At 45.8% G+C, this 18,347-nt stretch carries 16 protein-coding genes and 1 pseudogene; 8 read left to right on the top strand and 9 right to left on the bottom strand.

Features of this window, described 5'->3' with window-relative positions:
* Nucleotides 1–2: 2 nt before the first annotated feature.
* Genes ACH2BK_RS02275 through ACH2BK_RS02265 form a run of 3 tightly spaced genes read right to left on the bottom strand, consistent with a single transcriptional unit; the run spans nucleotide 3 to nucleotide 3,093 of the window.
* Nucleotides 3–701, bottom strand: coding sequence for an LPP20 family lipoprotein (locus tag ACH2BK_RS02275; protein WP_394995585.1), 699 nt, complete (start codon nucleotides 699–701; stop codon nucleotides 3–5).
* A 55-nt stretch (nucleotides 702–756) separates the two neighbouring features.
* Nucleotides 757–1,341, bottom strand: coding sequence for a phosphatase PAP2 family protein (locus ACH2BK_RS02270; protein WP_395001917.1), 585 nt, complete (start codon nucleotides 1,339–1,341; stop codon nucleotides 757–759).
* Between the two features lie 42 nt (nucleotides 1,342–1,383).
* Entirely contained in the window at nucleotides 1,384–3,093 is a 1,710-nt protein-coding gene (locus tag ACH2BK_RS02265) for a lactate permease LctP family transporter (RefSeq protein ID WP_395001916.1), read from the bottom strand.
* Nucleotides 3,094–3,358: 265 nt separating this feature from the next.
* On the opposite strand from ACH2BK_RS02265, the gene ACH2BK_RS02260 reads away from it, so the two are divergent.
* The 6 genes from ACH2BK_RS02260 (at nucleotide 3,359) to ACH2BK_RS02235 (ending at nucleotide 7,685) form a co-directional block, all read left to right on the top strand.
* The gene (locus ACH2BK_RS02260) at nucleotides 3,359–4,084 is read left to right on the top strand and encodes a (Fe-S)-binding protein (RefSeq protein ID WP_395001915.1); all 726 of its coding nucleotides are present in this window, start codon (nucleotides 3,359–3,361) and stop codon (nucleotides 4,082–4,084) included.
* A gap of 9 nt (nucleotides 4,085–4,093) precedes the next feature.
* Nucleotides 4,094–5,533, top strand: coding sequence for a LutB/LldF family L-lactate oxidation iron-sulfur protein (locus ACH2BK_RS02255; protein WP_394995594.1), 1,440 nt, complete (start codon nucleotides 4,094–4,096; stop codon nucleotides 5,531–5,533).
* Nucleotides 5,526–6,173 carry a lactate utilization protein C gene (locus tag ACH2BK_RS02250; RefSeq protein ID WP_395001914.1) on the top strand — a complete coding sequence of 216 codons (648 nt, stop codon included), beginning with the start codon at nucleotides 5,526–5,528 and terminating at the stop codon, nucleotides 6,171–6,173. Before ACH2BK_RS02255 ends, ACH2BK_RS02250 begins: the two co-directional genes overlap by 8 nt.
* Before the next feature lie 23 nt (nucleotides 6,174–6,196).
* Nucleotides 6,197–6,580, top strand: a complete 384-nt coding sequence (locus tag ACH2BK_RS02245; protein ID WP_395001913.1) for a winged helix-turn-helix domain-containing protein — start codon at nucleotides 6,197–6,199, stop codon at nucleotides 6,578–6,580.
* Nucleotides 6,581–6,640: 60 nt separating this feature from the next.
* A complete protein-coding gene (locus tag ACH2BK_RS02240; RefSeq protein WP_394995601.1) occupies nucleotides 6,641–6,787 on the top strand; it encodes a hypothetical protein in 147 nt (48 codons plus the stop codon).
* Between the two features lie 136 nt (nucleotides 6,788–6,923).
* Nucleotides 6,924–7,685, top strand: a complete 762-nt coding sequence (locus ACH2BK_RS02235) for an alpha-1,2-fucosyltransferase (protein WP_395001912.1) — start codon at nucleotides 6,924–6,926, stop codon at nucleotides 7,683–7,685.
* A 253-nt stretch (nucleotides 7,686–7,938) separates the two neighbouring features.
* Here the strand turns inward: ACH2BK_RS02235 and ACH2BK_RS02230 are convergent, their stop codons facing one another.
* The 3 genes and pseudogenes from ACH2BK_RS02230 to groES all read right to left on the bottom strand — a co-directional run.
* Complete coding sequence (locus ACH2BK_RS02230; RefSeq protein ID WP_395001911.1) at nucleotides 7,939–8,394, bottom strand: outer membrane beta-barrel protein; 456 nt, start codon at nucleotides 8,392–8,394, stop codon at nucleotides 7,939–7,941.
* Nucleotides 8,395–8,460: 66 nt separating this feature from the next.
* Nucleotides 8,461–10,095, bottom strand: coding sequence for a chaperonin GroEL (groL, locus tag ACH2BK_RS02225; RefSeq protein WP_395001910.1), 1,635 nt, complete (start codon nucleotides 10,093–10,095; stop codon nucleotides 8,461–8,463).
* A 31-nt stretch (nucleotides 10,096–10,126) separates the two neighbouring features.
* Nucleotides 10,127–10,396, bottom strand: a pseudogene (groES, locus tag ACH2BK_RS02220) (co-chaperone GroES); the annotation flags it as partial.
* Between the two features lie 367 nt (nucleotides 10,397–10,763).
* On the opposite strand from groES, the gene ACH2BK_RS02215 reads away from it, so the two are divergent.
* Nucleotides 10,764–10,916, top strand: coding sequence for a hypothetical protein (locus tag ACH2BK_RS02215; RefSeq protein WP_394953805.1), 153 nt, complete (start codon nucleotides 10,764–10,766; stop codon nucleotides 10,914–10,916).
* A gap of 208 nt (nucleotides 10,917–11,124) precedes the next feature.
* A complete protein-coding gene (locus ACH2BK_RS02210) occupies nucleotides 11,125–11,265 on the top strand; it encodes a hypothetical protein (RefSeq protein WP_395001909.1) in 141 nt (46 codons plus the stop codon).
* 19 nt (nucleotides 11,266–11,284) lie between these two features.
* On the opposite strand, the gene rpoD is transcribed toward ACH2BK_RS02210, so the two are convergent.
* From rpoD to gyrB, 3 genes are all read right to left on the bottom strand, one after another.
* Nucleotides 11,285–13,228, bottom strand: a complete 1,944-nt coding sequence (gene rpoD, locus ACH2BK_RS02205) for an RNA polymerase sigma factor RpoD (protein WP_395001908.1) — start codon at nucleotides 13,226–13,228, stop codon at nucleotides 11,285–11,287.
* A gap of 68 nt (nucleotides 13,229–13,296) precedes the next feature.
* Nucleotides 13,297–16,017, bottom strand: coding sequence for a DNA polymerase I (gene polA, locus ACH2BK_RS02200; RefSeq protein ID WP_395001907.1), 2,721 nt, complete (start codon nucleotides 16,015–16,017; stop codon nucleotides 13,297–13,299).
* A 12-nt stretch (nucleotides 16,018–16,029) separates the two neighbouring features.
* Nucleotides 16,030–18,342, bottom strand: a complete 2,313-nt coding sequence (gyrB, locus tag ACH2BK_RS02195) for a DNA topoisomerase (ATP-hydrolyzing) subunit B (protein ID WP_395001906.1) — start codon at nucleotides 18,340–18,342, stop codon at nucleotides 16,030–16,032.
* Between the last annotated feature and the right edge of the window lie 5 nt (nucleotides 18,343–18,347).

Raw genomic sequence — 18,347 nt, 5'->3', positions numbered from 1 at the left:
GATTATTTACCGCCAGAGAGGACTTTGTGCCAGATTCTACCATCAAGCTTTAGCTGCATGCTCACTTGCATCACACCATCTTTCCAAATGCTCTCGCTAATCTCGGCATTACGGATAAGGGCTTGGACTTTTGTTTTGACTGTGGAGTTTTGCACCACCATATCCTTTACCGTATCCTGTGCATTCAAGCGGATACCATACATTTTCTCGCCGATTTGTCTATACGCATCGACAATCGCAGCGCGCTTGGCAAGAGCCATAGCCTGACCGGGCGAAATCGTGTTTTCTGGTGGTATCCCCATACCCACTGCATTGAGCTCGATGACATTGTTTTCTGTGAGCATTGGGGAATTTGGGATAAGAGATTCTGACTGCTTAGGTGTGAGGATCTCATCTCGCTCAAACTTTGGATCGCGATCGTGATCGCGCATACCCGAAACCTCGACCTTATCAATCACCATTGTATTCACGCGCTGTGGCTGTGCCAAGGCAGGCTGTGCCATAAGGTTTGGGTTTGTGTTATACCCGGGCATAGGTGGGTATGTGGGTGCTTGGATTGGTGCGTAGTTTGGCTGCGCACTTGGTGGGATCAATCCATTGCTAGCACCGCGCGTCTCGCCTCCTACTTCAAGCAAACTGCAACCACCCATCGCTAATGCGATAGCTGCTATGATAGAACCTCTAAGCACTTTGTCTTTCATTTTCATTCCTTTGATGTGATTTTTACTCTGCTTAAAGCAAAAGAGATTCCAACTTTTAAAAACGCTTATACACGCTAAGCATATAGCCATTATGAGGAGTTACACCCACGGCAAGTGCCATATTGTGAGATTCTAGCTTGCTCGCAAAGGCGTATGAGACAAAAAACCCCAAAGCCGCACCAGCGAGAACCTGCTCTGTGGTATGTCGCTGCGCATACACGCGCGAAGCACCCGTGAGCGTAGCTAAAACCCCCAAAGGCACGGAAAATTTCCACCCATATCGCTTGTGTGCAAAGCCCACTGCAGAAAACGCAAATGAAGTGTGCCCAGAGGGAAACCCATCATAGCTGCCATTATTTGGGCGTTGGGAGATACTTGCGAGATTTTCACTAGAGCGCGAGAGGATCACAAAGCCCTGCTTGATGAGATATGTGCCCGCTAGGGTAACCGCCGAGCCTAGAGCTTGTTGTTTCACACCCTCCATATCATCACTAGCATAGCTATATGCCATCATGACAAAGGGCAGCACCTGCATTGCATCGCCAAAAATCTCAAAGCCACTTTTTGCCTGCGCCAAAGATACATTTATAATAAGAGCAAAAAGCCAAACGCGCACACAATGCCTACACAATCTCATCATAAATATATCTTTTAAGCCCCCTAGAATCTAGGGGGTTAGTCTCTATGCCGAGGGGATTAGCCAAGGCATCCAAAACGCGATAGCATAGGTAAAGATACCAATACCAATCACAAAGATTATGGAGTATTTAATCGTGAATCTAAAGAGATCGGATTCTTTACCGACTAATCCCACCGCCGCACACGCGATTGCAATACTTTGTGGAGAGATCATTTTGCCTACAACTCCACCCACAGAGTTTGCCGCGAGGAACAGCACTTCTGGTATATCAAGCTGCCTTGCAGTAAGCTGCTGCAATGTCCCAAAGAGGAGGTTTGAGCTTGTATCACTACCGGTTAGGAACACGCCAATCCAACCCACCACAGGCGAGAAGAACGCAAAGGCATCGCCGGTTTGCGCTAGAGCTAGGGCTAAAGACGCTGATAAGCCGCTATAGTTTGAAACAAACGCAAAGCCCACCACAAGCACGATGGTAAGAATGGCAAATTTCATCTCATTTAAAGTCTCGCCAAAAGTCGCCACCGCAGTGGAAACCTTGACTTTGAGCAAAAACATCGTGATGATGGCAACAATGAGGATAGAGGTCCCCGTGGCGTTGATGAGTGAAAACTCAAGCACGGATTTTACCGGCACATTGCCACTTGATTCTGGCACGACAGGATAATGCTGCAAAATCTCAGCAAGGCTTGGGAAAGCGACTTTAAACACAGAAAAATTCAAGATTCCGGCTTCTTGTGCCACGCCACCCGTGGAGAGCTTCGCGCCTGCTGCGACAAAGAGATCTTTGAACCAACCTTGTGTCCAAATCACGATGACTACGATAAGTAGCACAAATGGCAACCACGCAAGCACAATGTCTTTGGTAGAATATTTTTTCGCCTCTATGCTCGCACTGCCACCCACGCTCTCATCAAATTTAAAAACATTCTTTGGCTGCCAAAATCTAAGGAATACTGCCACTGCGATGATAGATACCACCGCTGAAGCGATATCGGGTAGCTCTGGCCCTAGGTATGTTGCGGTGATATATTGCACAATCGCAAAGCTCCCACCTGCCACAAGTGCCACGGGCCAAGTCTCTTTGACCCCCTTAAAACCATTCATCAAAAAAATGAGGAAAAAGGGGATAAAAAGCGAGAGTGGTGGGAGCATATGCCCTGCCATCGCAGAAATCTCAATCGCAGGGACATCGACTGCCTTTGCCATCGCCGTGATTGGTATCCCAACCGCCCCAAAAGCCACCGGCGCGGTATTGGCAATCATACACAGCCCCGCCGCATACAATGGACGCAAGCCTAGCCCCACGAGCAATGCCGCAGTAATCGCCACGGGACCACCAAAGCCGATAGCCCCCTCCAAAAACGCCCCAAAACAAAATCCAATGAGGATAACCTGAATCCGCTGATCGGGTGTGATAGCGATAATAGATTCACGCAAGATATCAAAATAGCCCGATTTTACAGTGATTTTGTAGAGAAAAATCGCCGCAATGATAATCCACGCAATAGGCCACACACCATACAGCCCGCCATACACAAAGCTCCAAAGCATTTTGTCTGCAGGCATACCATACACAAACACCGCGATAATCGCCGCAAGCGCAACGGTTAAAAATCCTGCAGTATGTCCCTTTGTCTTTAACACCACAAGCGAGACAAAAAACATCGCAATAGGTAAAAACGCTACAAACGCGCTTAGCCACATATTTAGTGGATCATAGTTTTGCACCCACCCAAGCACCTGAGTCTCCATAAGAAGCACCTCCATAGTCAAAACTCCAAAGCGTTAGATTCTGTGTGTTATAGAATCTTATCCACGCCTTATCTTTACTAGCTTAACATTTTTTTTATAAAAGCAAAAGACAAACGCCAAAAACTTCGCGCACAAATCCGCAAAGAATGTAGTTTTGAAACAAAACTTAATAAATTCTAAAAGAAATGAGCACTTTTGATATTGCTTGAAGCAGGACTGGGGTATCATACGCAGACAACGACAAACTTCAAGCAAGGAGACAATCTTGAGAGTGTATTTTTTCTCGACCTGTATCGGTGCGGCGGCGTTTGCCGATACCTGTGTCAATAGTATCAAGCTTTTGCAAAAAGAGGGCGTGCAAGTCGTCTTCAAAAAGGATCAAACCTGTTGCGGACAGCCTAGCTTTAACTCCGGCTATTATGAGGAGACCAAAAAAATCGCCCTCCATAATATGAATCTTTTTAAAGGTAGTGAGCCTATTATCCTACCTAGCGGTTCTTGTGCGGGTATGATGAAAGTCGATTACATCGAGCTATTTGAGGGCAGTGAGTATGAGGAGGAGGCGCGGGCATTTAGCAGCAGAATCTATGAGCTTAGCGAGTTTTTAGATTCTGTGCTTAAAGTGCGCTATGAGGATAGGGGCGCGCCTACAAAGGTTACTTGGCATAGCAACTGCCACGCGCTGCGCACAGCCAAATGTATAGATTCTGCAAAAAATCTTATTAGAAGCCTTAGCAATGTCGAGCTTATCGAGCTAGAGAGGGAGGAGGAGTGCTGCGGGTTTGGCGGCACCTTTAGCGTCAAAGAGCCCGAGATTTCAAACGCTATGGTAACCCAAAAGGTGCAAGACATCGCCTCAAGAGGCGTGGAGTATATCCTAAGCGCGGATGCGGGGTGCTTGCTAAACATATCTGGTGCGATGAAAAAGCAGGGCGTGGGCGTCAAGCCTATGCATTGGTATGATTTTTTGGCACAGCGAATCGGACTATAAGGAGGCAATATGAGCAGTATCAAGCAGCAATACCACGATATCGTGCATACCAAACTAGAGGACGCCCAGCTACGCAAAAATCTCTTAAGTGTGATGGATACGCTTAAGGGCAATCGCAAAAAGCTCATCTCTACGCGGTTTTTGGATTGGGAAGCTCTGCGGCAAAAGGGCAAGGAGATTAAGCAAAAAAACCTCTCCAAACTCGATAGCCTGCTAGAGGAGTTTGAATCTAACGCGCTAAAAAATGGCTTTATCGTGCATTGGGCAAAAAACAGCGAGGAAGCAAACCAAATCGTGCTTGAAGTGATGCAAAAAAATGGCATTACTAAGATTCTAAAAGGCAAGTCGATGGCGAGCGAGGAAACTCACCTCAATGCGTTTTTGAAAGCTAAGGGACTAGAGCCTATTGAAACGGATTTGGGCGAGATTATTATCCAGCTTATTGATGAGCCACCCGTGCATATCGTCGCCCCAGCAATCCACAAAAACCGCTACCAAATCGGCGAGATTTTCCACCAAAAGCTTGGCGCGCCGCTAGAATCAGAGCCCGAAAAACTCAATGAAATTGCGCGCGTGCATTTGCGAAAAGAGTTTAAGGAATTTAGGCTAGGGCTTAGTGGCGTGAATTTTGCCATTGCTAAGGAAGGGGCAATATGGCTACTAGAAAATGAGGGCAATGGGCGTATGAGCACCACGGCGTGTGATATCCATATCGCATTTTGTGGGATCGAAAAAGTCATTGAGAGCTTTGAAGACGCTAGCACGCTTAATGCCCTGCTAATCCCCTCTGCCACTGGCGCACCCGTAACCTGCTACAACAACATCATCACTTCCCCACGCAAAAGCGGCGAGCTTGATGGACCCAAAGAGGTGCATATCATCCTGCTTGATAACAACCGCTCACAAATGCTAAGCGATGCACACTATTACCGCGCGCTTAGCTGTATCCGCTGCGGCACTTGCCTCAATCACTGCCCCGTGTATGACAAAATCGGCGGGCACGCGTATTTGAGCACCTATCCCGGACCTATTGGCGAGGTGATCTCCCCCCAACTTTTTGGGCTAAATAAATTTAGTCCTATGCTTGATCTCTGCTCGCTTTGTGGGCGGTGCTCTGAAGTGTGTCCGGTGAAAATCCCACTTGCAGAGCTCATTAGGGATTTGCGCTCTGAGCGTGTGGGGCAGGGGCGTAAAAGCGTGGTGGGGACAGATGTAACCACACAAAATCCCGCTGAAATCAAAGCAATGGCGCAGTTTGCAAACCTAGCGACAAGCCCTAGCAAATGGCGGTTTGCGCTAGGCTTAGCGGGAGTTTTCGCCCCACTTGGCAAGGTGTTTGCGCCCTTTGTGCCATTGCTAAAGACTTGGGTGAAATACCGCGAGTTCCCACACATTAGCGGCGGGCTTCACAAAAAAGTATCCCAAATGCAAGGAGTGATTTATGAGTAAAAATGAGATTTTAGGGCGTGTGCGGGATTCTCTGAAAAACAACGCCCATATCCCAGCCCCAAGCGTGTGCTATGCTAATCCGATGAACTACACGCACAAGGAGCTTTTGGAGGAATACAAACTCAACCAAACCAACAATAAAGCCATCGTGCGTGAATCTAGCCCGCAGGAGCTAGAATCCACCATAGAGCAGATTCTAAAAGAAGTGCAGGCAAAGCAGGTGCTCTATAACGCTGATGTGAAGTTGGAGTTTAAGGGCGTGGATTGCGCGCTTATCCCTTATACCCAAAGCGTAGATTCTGTGCGTGAGGAGCTTTTTAAAATTGACACTTCTATCGTGGAGGCGCGCTGTGGCGTGGCAAATCTAGGGATCGTTGGGCTAAGTGCTAATCCACAAGCTCCGCGTCTAAGCTCACTCATCACCAATAACTGCATTTATTTGCTCAAAAAAGAGGCTATCGTAGAGACACTTTATGCGGGGATAGAGCATATCAAGAGCTATGAGAGGGAGCGCAGTGGCACGGAGATTTTGCCCACAAATATCATCTTTGTAGCCGGACCTTCACGCACGGCAGATATCGAGCTACAAACGGTGTTTGGCGTGCATGGACCGCGTGTGGTGTATGTGGTGGTGTATTAGATTTTAATATTAGGGGGTGGAATATGAATGTAGATTCTCGATTGTGGATTACAAAGGATTCTAAGAGTTATTTGGGTGCGGGGAGGATCGAGCTACTAGAGCGAATCAAAGAGAGCGGCTCGATCTCCAAGGCTGCAAAACAGATGAAAATGAGCTACAAAGCGGCGTGGGATAGCATAGACATCGCCAACAAACTCGCCGTGCCAAATCCGCTCGTCATCTCAAATGCCGGCGGGGGCAAGGACAGCGGCACGCGCCTCACGCCAGAGGGGCAAAAGGCTATCGATACCTTTAGGAGTCTCCAAGCACTCAAAAATGATTTTTTTAGCTATCTTGATGGGGCAAAGGACTTCGATGAACTAAGCGAGCGCATACAAAAGCTTTCAGAGAGGCTAAAAAATTCTTAAGAGATTCTGTGCATTTTGGACTGCGTTCATAGAATCTTATGCCAAACTTTAGGAGACTAGATGAAAAAACGCAAAATCATCATCCGCCTAGATGGCGGACTTGGCAACCAAATGTTTATGTATGCGTTTGCGAAGTTTATGCAGGAGCAAGGCTATGAAGTATTGCTAGATTCTGTAATGATTACTAGGGGGGGGGGCAGGGCATAACCGCGCCTTTGAGCTTAAGTGCTTTGACATCGACTCATCGCTAATCCTTGAAAAACACTCCCTAAAACACCCTCATCTTTTGCTATATCGCTACTATCACGCGCTCAAGTGGAGAGCACTCAAGGCTTTTGGGATAGTGCGCATATTTTGGGATTCACACTTTTGGCGCAGATGGCTCTATGCCACCGAGCCAAGGACGCGAGAAGCCTACAAGAGATTCCTTGCAAAGATTTCAGAGCACAAGCCCGTGTTTGGCGACAACGCCTACATCGTCCATAGCTATTTTACACACCATCACTTTGCAGATTCTATATGCGCGCACTTGCAGACGGACTTTACCCTTAGCAAAGCACTCTCTGCACGCAATAAAACGCTAAAAGCAAGGATTTCACGCACGCCAGATTCTGTGTTTTTGCACATACGGCGCGGGGATTTTTTGCAATCCAAACATTGGCAGTTTAAAAAACTCGGAAGCACCTACTACAACAACGCCATAGACGCTATCAAATCCCATATCACAAATCCCCATATCTTTATTTTTAGCAACGACATCGCGTGGTGCAAGGCGTATTTTCTCGATAGCTTAGAATCTAGTGTGCGCGAAAATGTGTGCTTTGAGTTCATAGAGGGCAATAGCGAGACAGATGCCGCCCAAGAGATGGAGCTAATGCGAAGCTGCAAAAACGCCATTATCGCAAATTCCACATTTAGCTGGTGGGCAGCCTATCTCATCAATCACACACAAAAAATCGTGTGCATGCCCAACTCGTGGTTTCACAATCACGATACATTGCCTAATGATTTTATACAGTGTGAGGGCTGGAAAGTAATCGATGATGTTTGGAGGAGTAAGCCCGATGGAGCGAGTAAGAAGTCTGATACACAATATGAAGCTTAAGGAGAGACTATCGGCGCACAAATCCACAAAGTGATGTATGCCAATCTCTCCACACGGAGCAAGTGGCAATTCACTTGCCACGAGCGGTATCAAGTTTGTGAAACAAACTTGCATGAGATTCTATAGAATCTAGAAGTTATAGCTATACCCAATCATTCCGATTAAATGTCGCTGCGTGCTACCGGCGTGGGCGAGACTAAGCGTTGGAATTTTCATACTTAAATCCACGCGATGTGTCCCGCTAGCGATGAGACTAAGCCCGAGATTGAGCGGTAGTATAAAACCTCCGCTGTGTCCCGCTGCGTCTTTTATTTAGCACACCATACCCAGCACCAAGCCCCACAAACGAGCCAAACACCACAGATTCGCTCTCATAAAAATTTAGTAGCAAATCCACATTAGCATTGACATAGTGCAGATAGCTGCCATTTGTGCCACTCTCACTAGAGTGTAGATTCATACCATAGATATAATCGACATAGCCGCGCAAACCAAGGGCTTTTGAAAAATAGAGATTGTAGCCAAGCTTTGCGCCGACATTAAGATAGCGCGGCGCAATAACCTGCAATCCTGCATTCCCGTGCTCAAAGCCGATACTATAGCCCGTAGCAAATCCCACAAAAGCCCCACTTTTTATCGTGTGCAAATCTTTTGCGCTCATTTGCGCACATAGCACCATCGCACCTAAACTAAGAAGAATCTTTTTCACACACCCCTCTAAAATTTTATGTAAAAACTTAGGCCACAAAGATGAAATCCGCAAATGCTGGGTGGATTACATCATACCACCCATTCCTCCCATACCGCCCATATCTGGCATAGCTGGAGCTGGCTTGTCTTCTTTAATCTCATTGATTGTCGCCTCGGTAGTGAGGAGCAAACTAGAGACAGACACGGCGTTTTGGAGCGCGATACGCGTTACTTTAAGCGGATCAATGATACCTGCTTTAAACATATCCACATACTCGCCCTTGCTAGCGTTAAAGCCTATGGTTTCTTTGGCGTTTTGCACTTCATTGACCACCACACCGCTATCAAATCCCGCATTTGCCGCGATTTGTGCTAGAGGAGCCTTGATAGCGCGCTTGATGATATCATAGCCAATCGCCTCATCGCCCTCGAGGTTGAGCTTGACTTTTTGCGCTGCGTGGATGAGTGCCGCACCACCACCGATGACAATCCCCTCATCAACCGCCGCTTTTGTCGCTGAGAGTGCGTCATCTACTCTGTCTTTTTTCTCTTTCATCTCCACTTCCGTAGCCGCGCCTACTTTGATAACCGCTACCCCGCCGCTAAGCTTAGCCAAACGCTCTTGGAGCTTTTCTCTGTCGTAATCACTTGTCGTGTTGGCAATCTCTGTCTTAATCTGTGCGATTCTGTCCTTGACTGCTTGAGCCTTGCCCTTGCCATCGACGATAGTCGTGTTGTCTTTGTCAATCACGATGCGTGCTGCCTGTCCCAAATCCTGCAAGCTCGCTGCCTCAAGGGTTTTGCCAAGCTCTTCACTGATGACTTGCCCACCTGTGAGGATTGCGATATCTTGGAGCATTGCCTTGCGACGATCGCCAAAGCCCGGAGCTTTCACCGCTGATACATTGAGCACGCCGCGGAGCTTATTCACAACCAAAGTCGTGAGTGCCTCGCCCTCGATATCCTCAGCGATGATGAGCAGTGGCTTGCCGCTTTGCATAGTCGCCTCGAGCAATGGCAAAATCTCTTTCATATTAGAGATTTTCTTATCAGTCAAAAGCACATAGGCATTTTCAAGCTGTGCGACCATTTTGTCGGTGTTGGTTACAAAATACGCAGAGAGATAGCCTCTATCAAACTGCATACCCTCCACCACGCTTAGCTCGTCGTTGATACCCTTAGCCTCCTCGACGGTGATCACGCCATCTTTGCCCACTTTTTCCATAGCTTCAGCGATGAGGCTGCCGATTTTGTCATCAGAATTCGCCGAGATAGTTGCTACTTGCGCGATCTCGTCCTTGCCGCCGACTTTTTTACTTCCCTTTTTGAGCTCGGCGATGATTGCCTCGCTTGCCTTATCCATACCGCGCTTGACTTCCACAGGATTCGCACCTGCTGTGATATTGCGCAAGCCTTCTTTAAAGATGCTATGTGCTAAAACCGTGGCAGTCGTCGTGCCATCTCCGGCGGCATCAGCGGTTTTGCTCGCCACTTCTTTGACAAGCTGCGCGCCCATATTTGCGATTGGATCGGCGAGCTCGACTTCTTTTGCCACAGACACACCATCTTTGGTAATCGCTGGTGCGCCATAAGACTTTTGGATAAGCACATTGCGCCCTCTTGGTCCCATTGTTACCTTGACGGCGTCGCTAAGTTGCTTGATACCCTCATAAAGCTTGTTTCTTGCAGAATCTGCGAAGTGAATTTCTTTGTTTGCCATAATAAACTCCTTATTGTTTAGTGGATTATTTTGCGATAATGCCTAGAATGTCTTTGACTTCTAGCACGATAAACTCTTGGTTGTCTAGCTTGATCTCATTGCCTTTGTATTTCTCAAACACGACAACTTGATCTTTTTTGAGCTCTGGGCATTCTTTGGTAGCTTTGTCGCCCAAAGCCTTGATTGTGCCCATAAGCGGCTTTTCTTTAGCATTATCGGGGATAATGATACCTGAACTCGTCTTGGTGTCTTCCTCTAGTCTCTGCACGAGAACTCTCTCTCCAAGTGGTGTGAATTTCATAGTTTCTCCTTGTGAGTGGTTTCAAAAATTAGCACTTAAAAAACTTAAGTGCGACAATTCTAATGGATTTTATTAAATAAGTCAATATCTTATAGTAAATGAGTAAGAAAAATTTAGTCTTTTATACTAAACTTATTTATATAAAATCACTGAGAGTTCTGCAAATACGCAATCCATAGGACGGAATCCAACTAAAATTTACAAAAGCAACATTTTGGTTTAAACAAAAGAGATTCTAAAAACACACAAAATCTAGCGCAGATTCAGAATCTAATGTGCGTTTAGAATCTAGTTTTTCAGAATCTAAGCAACTCACACAATCCACCACTTCAAAAGCCTTGATGAGGTCTATGGTGTTTTAGATTCTATGAGTGCTTTAGATTCTGAACTTTGCTTTTGTGAATCTTGGTTTGTTTTTGTGGATTCTAAGCCTACGCTAGATTCTGTATGTTTCTTAGACTCCGTGCTTGGTGCGGATTGTGTAAGCTCGCTACGACAAGCAAAAATTAGTCGTGTGTAAGTAGGGGGATTGCTATCACAATAGACGTAGTGAGGCTTGTGGAGTTTTAGCGGGTGCGGGGGTGGGAGCTACCTAGGAGATAAGCGAGCACCCCCCAAACCCGCCAAATCCTTGCAACGGCTACCCGCTTTGGCTTAAACTGAGTGTAGGGCAAGCAAAGGAGCCATTTTCCTTACGCACAAAAGGCGGATTTATAGAATCTACGCCATTGTTAAATCGCGTTCCTGACGCGCTGACACTAGAAAATCACAGAATCTCGCTTAAAAGTTGCGTGTATGAACGCGAAGCGGAGCGAGAGCGGATTCAGTCGCTCGAGCGGTATCAAGTTTGCCCTAGCAAACTTGCGTAAAATTATAGAATCTAAGACACTACTCCTCTATATAATTCTTAAGCTTCCGTCCCACTTTTGGATGTTTTAGCTTCTTAATCGCGCTAGATTCTATCTGTCGCACGCGCTCACGCGTCACATTGAGCTCTTTGCCAATCTCCTCTAGCGTCCTATCACTCTCATCATCAAGCAACCCAAATCGCATTCTAATCACTGCTCTTTCGCGATCGTTTAGCTGATCAAGCACCTCATAAATCTGGGCTTTTAAATCCTCTTTTAAAATAAAATCCATCGGTCCCATCGAGCTCTTATCCTCGACAAAATCCCCAAATTTCCCATCATCATCATTCCCGATAGGCGCATCGAGGCTGATTGGCTCTTTGGTAATTTTTATCACATTTTTGACTTTATCCACCGGCAAATTCACCTCCTGTGCGATAAACTCCACATCGGGCTCTTTGCCATTTTCTTGCATATATTTGCGCATAATCTTGTGGATTCTATTAATCGTTTCTATCATATGGATAGGGATTCTGATCGTGCGGGCTTGATCGGCGATAGCGCGCGAGATAGCCTGCCTGATCCACCAAGTCGCATAAGTCGAAAACTTAAAGCCCTTTTTGTATTCAAACTTATCTACCGCCTTCATAAGCCCGATATTGCCCTCTTGTATGAGATCCAAAAACGGCAAGCCGCGATTTGTATAGCGTTTGGCGATACTCACCACAAGGCGCAGATTGGATCGCGCCATCTTCGCCTTTGCCTTATCAGAGATATTTTTGCCCCGCTTTATCTGCTCTAAAATCTCCTTTAGCTTCTCTGGCTCGAGGTTAAATCCCCCCTCGCTCGCCTCTTTGGTTTGGAAGAGTTTTTTTAGCTCGATATACACGCTTACCATCGTCGTTTCTGGCACTGCTGCGGCGATTTCCTCACGAGTCATATTGGTGATATTTTCTAGAATCTTATTGTGATTGTCTATCAGAGCTTGGTTAAAAAGTGGCAGTTTATACTCAAGCCGCTTGAGCTCCTTTTCAAAGCCATCGCCGCTTTTTAGGGTGTTTTCCATCGCTTTGACAAGCTCATTGATGAGCTTGCTCGTAGGTCCCAAATCGAGCAATTTTTCTTTGAGAATCTGCTTTTTGTGCGCCAAAAGCAGGATATAGATAAGCTCATCTTCATCTTTTTGCGCATTTTCCTCTTGTGCATTGAGCACTTTTAGCCAATCTTTTTTCGCCCTATCGAGTGCCTTGAAGTTCTCAAGCACCTTTTCTATGCGCTTTTGATCCTTTTTATTGATGGGCTTTTTGCCACTAGATTCTTCCTCGCTCTCGACTTCATCGCTCTCATCTTCGCTATCTTCCCTCTCCTCTTCCTCATCTTCAAAGCTCTTAAAGAGCTCTTTTACGCGTCTCTCTCGATTAATCAGCGCGTCTTTGTAATCATAAATAAAATCGATGAGATAAGGCACTGAACAAATCGCATCGAGGATTGTCCCCTCGCCCAATTCGATTTTTTTAGAGAGATCGACTTCCTCCTCTTTTGTCAAAAGCGGGATTTGCCCCATCTCACGCAGATACATTCGCACCGGACTATCACTCCTACTCCACTCTAGCAGCTCACGCTCTTTGGTGAAGTCAAACTCCTCTTCGAGCTCCTCATCGACGACTTTTTTGCGCTCCTCTTGGGATTTTATCTGCTCTTGGATATTGAGCTTTTTGGCAGCCTCTGATGAGCTCAAGAGTTCCTTTTTATACTTTTTTGCCATTTCTCTAATCTTTCGCACCTGCGCGCCACTTGGAGCTTTGGCGAGAATCTGTGCGATTTTTTCATAAGTGACATAGCTGCTCTCCTCTTCTTTGAAAAACGCCTCGAGGCTTTGCATCACTTCTTTGGCTTTTTTGTTTTGTTTATCGGTAGCTTGGGGCACATCGCCACCCAGATCCATATCCATATCTTTTTCATCATCAAACATCTCTTTTGTCATAGCACTTCCTTTACAAAAAGTTTTTAGTCTCTAACATCGGCATTTTTGTGAATCTTTTGATACGCAATCTACTTCAAATCCGCCCAATTATCCCCCACACTCACACTACATTTTAGCGGCACCAAAAGCGTGTATATGGAATTCATAAGAGATTCTATATGGGGCAAAAACTCCTCTATCTTAGATTCTGGAGCTTGGAAAATCAGCTCATCATGGACTTGCAAAAGCATTTGCAGCTCACTATCTTGGTATTGTTGGTGGATTTTATACATACAGAGTTTGATGAGATCTGCCGCGCTGCCCTGAAAGATACAATTTATCCCCTCGCGGATATAGTTTGCCTTCATAAACTCCGTCACATCGCTAAAGTCAAAATACCGCCTGCGCCCTAAAAGCGTCTGTGTGTAACCATTTTCTAGCAAAAATTCCTTTTGGTTGTTCAGATAGTCTTTCACCGTTGGAAAAAGCTCAAAATAGCTATCGATATACGCCTTTGCCTCTTTAAAGCTGATTTTTAGCGTCTCGCTAAGCTTGCGCGCACCCATACCATAGATAAGCCCAAAGTTAATCGTCTTAGCGATAAAGCGTTTGTTATGCGCCTCACTCTCGCCAAAAAGCTTTAGAGCCGTCTCATAATGTATGTCTTTTTGTTGTTTAAAAGATTCTATCAAATGCGAATCTTGGCTAAAATGCGCAAGCAGGCGCAGCTCTATCTGTGAATAATCCACGCTAATGAGCTTATAGCCTTCCTTTGCGATGAACCCCTCGCGGATCTTGCGCCCATACTCGCTACGCACGGGGATATTTTGGAGATTTGGGGATTTGGAGCTTAGCCGCCCAGTTACCGTGCCTGTCTGCAAAAACGAAGTATAGATTTTGTGCTCGGCGTTTTTGTTGGCGTATTTTAAAAGCGGCTCGATATAGGTGTTTTTGAGTTTGTTCATCTCGCGGTATTCTAGCACGAGCGGGATTATAGGGTGAGAATCCGCGATATTGCTTAGCGTGCGCTCATCGGTGCTTAGCCCCCCTTTGACACTGCGCCCACTTTGCAAGCCTAGCTTATTAAAGAGAATCTGTGAGAGCTGCTGGGGTGAGTTGATATTAAAATTTTCCCCCGCATATTCATAAATCTGCTGTGTGAGGGAATTGAGAATCTTCGTAAGGCTTTTGTCGTATTCTTCAAACAAATGCGTATCTATCCTAATCCCCTCTTGCTCCATCTGCACGAGCACATTGACAAAGGGGAATTCTAGCTCCATAGCAAGCTCCAAAATAGGCTCGAGATTACGCTTTTCAAACTCTTGCTTGAGGCGTTCATACAGACAAAATGTCGCCACGGCGTCTTCAGCGGCATACCGCGTGGCTATCGCGACATCGACACTTGCAAAAGTCTGCTTTTTATCCACAATCTCATCAAAGCCAATCATTTTGTGGTTAAACCATTGCAGCATTTGCTTATCAAGCCCCACAGGCTTACCACTATCTAAAAGCCACGCTAACACCATCGTATCGATAATCGCGTTTTTAGGCTTTAGGGCGAAGTTGTGATACACAAGCGCGATATCAAATTTGAGATTATGCCCTATGAGCGTGTGGGCAAAGAGCCTTTGGAGCGCGAGAGTGGCATCTTGCATACTGATTTGATTTTGCACGCCTAGATAAGTGTGCTGCAAGGGCACATAATAGCCCTTTTTTTTGTCAAAGCTAAAGCTAAAGCCCACGATATTTGCCTCTTTGGTATCGAGCCCATCACTCTCGGTATCAAAGGCGATAAGGGCATCTCTAGGGATAGAATCTATAAGCGCAAAAAGCGCAGATTGAGAATCTATCATCTCATATTCATACGCAAAGCTTGTAGATTCTGTATGGGGCTTGGGGGGATTGGCAGCGTTTTTGAAACTCGGAGAAGTCGAGAGGGAATTGTATTTGGGTCCTTGAATCTTTGTGAGGATTCCATTAAACTCATACTTGTGCAGGGCATCGACGATTTGTAAGAGCGGGTTTTGCTCTGGCATCGCGCATTGGCTAAAGTCGATATGAAGGGGAATGTCTTTGACAAGCGTTACAAGGGCTTTGGAGAGAAACGCCTCGTCTTTAGAATCCACAATCACCTGTTGCAAGCGCGGGGTGAGCACTTGGGCGATTTCATCGCTTCTTTCATACAGAGATTCTATGTTTTTAAAATGTTTGATGAGCTTTTGTGCGCTTTTGGCTCCGATACCTTTGACACCACAGACATTATCACTGCTATCGCCCACAAGGCTTTGGTAGTCGATAAACTCACAAGGCAACACGCCAAATTTTTCTTGGCACTGCTCCTCGCGAATCTCGATTTTTTTGATAGGATCGTAGATATAGGTGTGTGAATCTATGAGCTGATAGAGATCTTTATCGTGGCTGATAATGCGCACATCTAAGCCCTTTTGGCGCGCTAGCACACTCGCTGAAGCGATCACATCATCAGCCTCATAGCCATCTACACTAAGATTGACAAAGCCCATCTTGCTAATCCACTCAATGGCGATTGGGAGCTGCAGGAGCAAATCTTTTGGGACTTCTTGGCGGTTTTGCTTATAGCGCGGATCAAGAATCTTGCGGCGATTTTTGCCCTGCCCCTCAAGCGCAAAGATAATATAATCACAACTTTTGTTTTTATAAAGATTGTTTAAGAGATTGCAAAACCCAAGCAATAGCCCAGTGGGAAAGCCCTCTTTGTTTTTGAGCGGTGGGAGGGCATAAAAGGAGCGGAAAAAAAATCCAAAAGTATCGATAATCGTGAGAGTTTTCATCGACAGATTCACCTAGACATCTAGGTGTTTGACATTCTTTGCGTTGTTTTGTATGTAGAGCCTGCGTGGCTCGACTTCATCACCCATAAAGAGTGTGAAAACCTCATCGGCACTGCTATCGTCTTCTAAGCTTACACGGAGCAAAGTGCGGTTTGCCGGAGTCATCGTCGTTTCCCATAGCTGCTCTGGATTCATCTCTCCTAGTCCCTTATATCGCTGGATATAGGCGTCTTTTTTGGCACTAGATTCTATCTCTTCTAGCAGCACGATAGGATCTTTGTCCTCCAAAAACTCCAAGCCACGATCCTGTATGGTTTTATAAATAGATAAGCCCTCTTTGAAAAAATTATCACTCCATAGATTCTCATCTATCAAAAGCTCCACGAGCCCCACACGCGTCTGAACATAAAGTCGCAGGTAGGATTGCGTGATTTCTTTGTTTAAAATATTGCACTCTTGGGTTTTTAGAAACTTCTCAAGCTCGTTATATAGCTGCTGATAATCATTTGTGTGAATCTGTGGATTTTGGATAAGGAATTTCACCGCTTCAATCATCGGATACTGCTTCTCAAGCTCTTTTAGCACAAAGCGATAGTGCGAGATAAACTTCAAAATCTCCAAAAGCTCAGCATTTCCTATACCCTCAAACGCAAAATTCCCAATCCCATTTTCGATGAGATACTCACTCAACGCTTTCTCGTCTTTGAGATAGACTTCCTTTTTGCCTTTTTTGAATCTATACAAAGGCGGCTGGGCAATATAAATATGCCCATTTTGGATAAGGGGCTTAAGATAGCGATAAAAGAAAGTCATCAAAAGTGTTTGTATATGGCTACCATCGACATCCGCATCCGTCATAATGATGATTTTGTGATAGCGCAGTTTCTCGATATTAAACTCATCGCCAATCCCGCACCCAAAGGCTGTTATCATATTTTTGATCTCATCGGATTTGAGAATCTTATCAAGGCGCGATTTCTCGACATTGAGGATTTTCCCGCGCAATGGCAAAATCGCCTGATAGCCTCTATCGCGCCCTTGCTTAGCACTACCACCCGCAGAATCCCCCTCCACGAGGTAGATTTCAGACTGCTCGGGATCTTTGCTCTGACAATCCGCTAACTTGCCCGGCAATGTCCCTACTGAAAAGCTTTCTTTTTTGCGCGTTAAATCCCGCGCTTTTTTGGCTGCTTCACGCCCACGTGCCGCCATTATCGCCTTTTGCATTATTGCTTTGGCATCATTTGGATTTTCTTCAAAAAATTTATTGAGTTTTTCATAGGTGAGCTTTTGGACGATTGGCTTGACAAAGGAGCTCCCTAGCTTGCCCTTTGTCTGTCCCTCAAACTGCGGTTCAATGACTTTTGTCGAGACGATCGCCACCAAGCCCTCTCGCACATCATCACCTGTAACCTTAGAATCTTTCTCGCGCGCATTCGCATTTGCCTCGATATAGTTCATAATCGCTCGTGAAAGCCCCGCTCGGAATCCTGCCTCGTGCGTGCCGCCCTCTGGTGTGCGGATATTATTGACAAAGCTTAGCACTTTTTCATCATAGCCATCGTTATAAGTGAGCGCGATTTCCACCTCGACTTCTTGATCGTTTGTCTCAAAAGTGATGATTTGAGAGACGAGGGGCTTGTGATTGAGATCTTGGACAAACTGCGAGAGCCCACCCTCGAAGTGATACACCTCCTCCACTCCACTGCGCTCATCATAAAAAGTGATGGTAATGTTTTTGTTTAGGTAAGCGATTTCTTTGAATCTCCGTGCGAGTGTGTCTGCACTAAACTCTAACACCTCCATAATCTCGCCATCGGGAAAAAATTCTATAGTCGTGCCCTGCTCGTTTGTCTGCCCGATGATTTCAAGCTCACTTTGGGGAATGCCTTTGGCAAATTCTTGGCGATAGACGTTGCCATTTTTTTTGATCGTCATAATGAGCTTTGAAGAGAGGGCATTAACCACCGATACTCCCACGCCGTGCAAACCGCCCGAGACTTTGTAAGAATCTTGATCGAACTTCCCGCCTGCGTGCAAAATCGTCAAAACCACCGTAGCAGTTGGGATATTTTCTGTGGGGTGGATATCCACAGGGATCCCGCGTCCATTATCCTCGATGATGGCACTACCCTCACGAGTAAGCGTGATTTTAATCCTATCACAAAACCCTGCCATCGCCTCATCTATGGAGTTATCCACGACTTCATACACCATATGATGCAAGCCACTGACATTAGTATCGCCGATATACATTCCCGGGCGTTTTCTGACAGCTTCAAGCCCTTTTAGGACTTTGATATTTTTTCCACTATAATCCTGCATACTCT

Source organism: uncultured Helicobacter sp. (genome assembly GCF_949282165.1).
In the GTDB taxonomy this organism is placed as follows: domain Bacteria; phylum Campylobacterota; class Campylobacteria; order Campylobacterales; family Helicobacteraceae; genus Helicobacter_F.
The sequence above is the reverse complement of the archived record's forward strand: the minus strand, read 5'-3'. Positions and strand labels throughout refer to the sequence as shown.

Excerpts from the sequence above, each read along its gene's own strand:
- ACH2BK_RS02215 (WP_394953805.1), top strand. The coding sequence starts at position 10,764 with ATGAGTGCTTTAGATTCTGAACTTTGCTTTTGTGAATCTTGGTTTGTT.
- ACH2BK_RS02270 (WP_395001917.1), bottom strand. The coding sequence starts at position 1,341 with ATGATGAGATTGTGTAGGCATTGTGTGCGCGTTTGGCTTTTTGCTCTT.
- gyrB (WP_395001906.1), bottom strand. The coding sequence starts at position 18,342 with ATGCAGGATTATAGTGGAAAAAATATCAAAGTCCTAAAAGGGCTTGAA.
- polA (WP_395001907.1), bottom strand. The coding sequence starts at position 16,017 with ATGAAAACTCTCACGATTATCGATACTTTTGGATTTTTTTTCCGCTCC.
- rpoD (WP_395001908.1), bottom strand. The coding sequence starts at position 13,228 with ATGACAAAAGAGATGTTTGATGATGAAAAAGATATGGATATGGATCTG.
- ACH2BK_RS02255 (WP_394995594.1), top strand. The coding sequence starts at position 4,094 with ATGAGCAGTATCAAGCAGCAATACCACGATATCGTGCATACCAAACTA.
- ACH2BK_RS02245 (WP_395001913.1), top strand. The coding sequence starts at position 6,197 with ATGAATGTAGATTCTCGATTGTGGATTACAAAGGATTCTAAGAGTTAT.
- ACH2BK_RS02265 (WP_395001916.1), bottom strand. The coding sequence starts at position 3,093 with ATGGAGACTCAGGTGCTTGGGTGGGTGCAAAACTATGATCCACTAAAT.
- ACH2BK_RS02240 (WP_394995601.1), top strand. The coding sequence starts at position 6,641 with ATGAAAAAACGCAAAATCATCATCCGCCTAGATGGCGGACTTGGCAAC.
- groL (WP_395001910.1), bottom strand. The coding sequence starts at position 10,095 with ATGGCAAACAAAGAAATTCACTTCGCAGATTCTGCAAGAAACAAGCTT.
- ACH2BK_RS02250 (WP_395001914.1), top strand. The coding sequence starts at position 5,526 with ATGAGTAAAAATGAGATTTTAGGGCGTGTGCGGGATTCTCTGAAAAAC.
- ACH2BK_RS02275 (WP_394995585.1), bottom strand. The coding sequence starts at position 701 with ATGAAAGACAAAGTGCTTAGAGGTTCTATCATAGCAGCTATCGCATTA.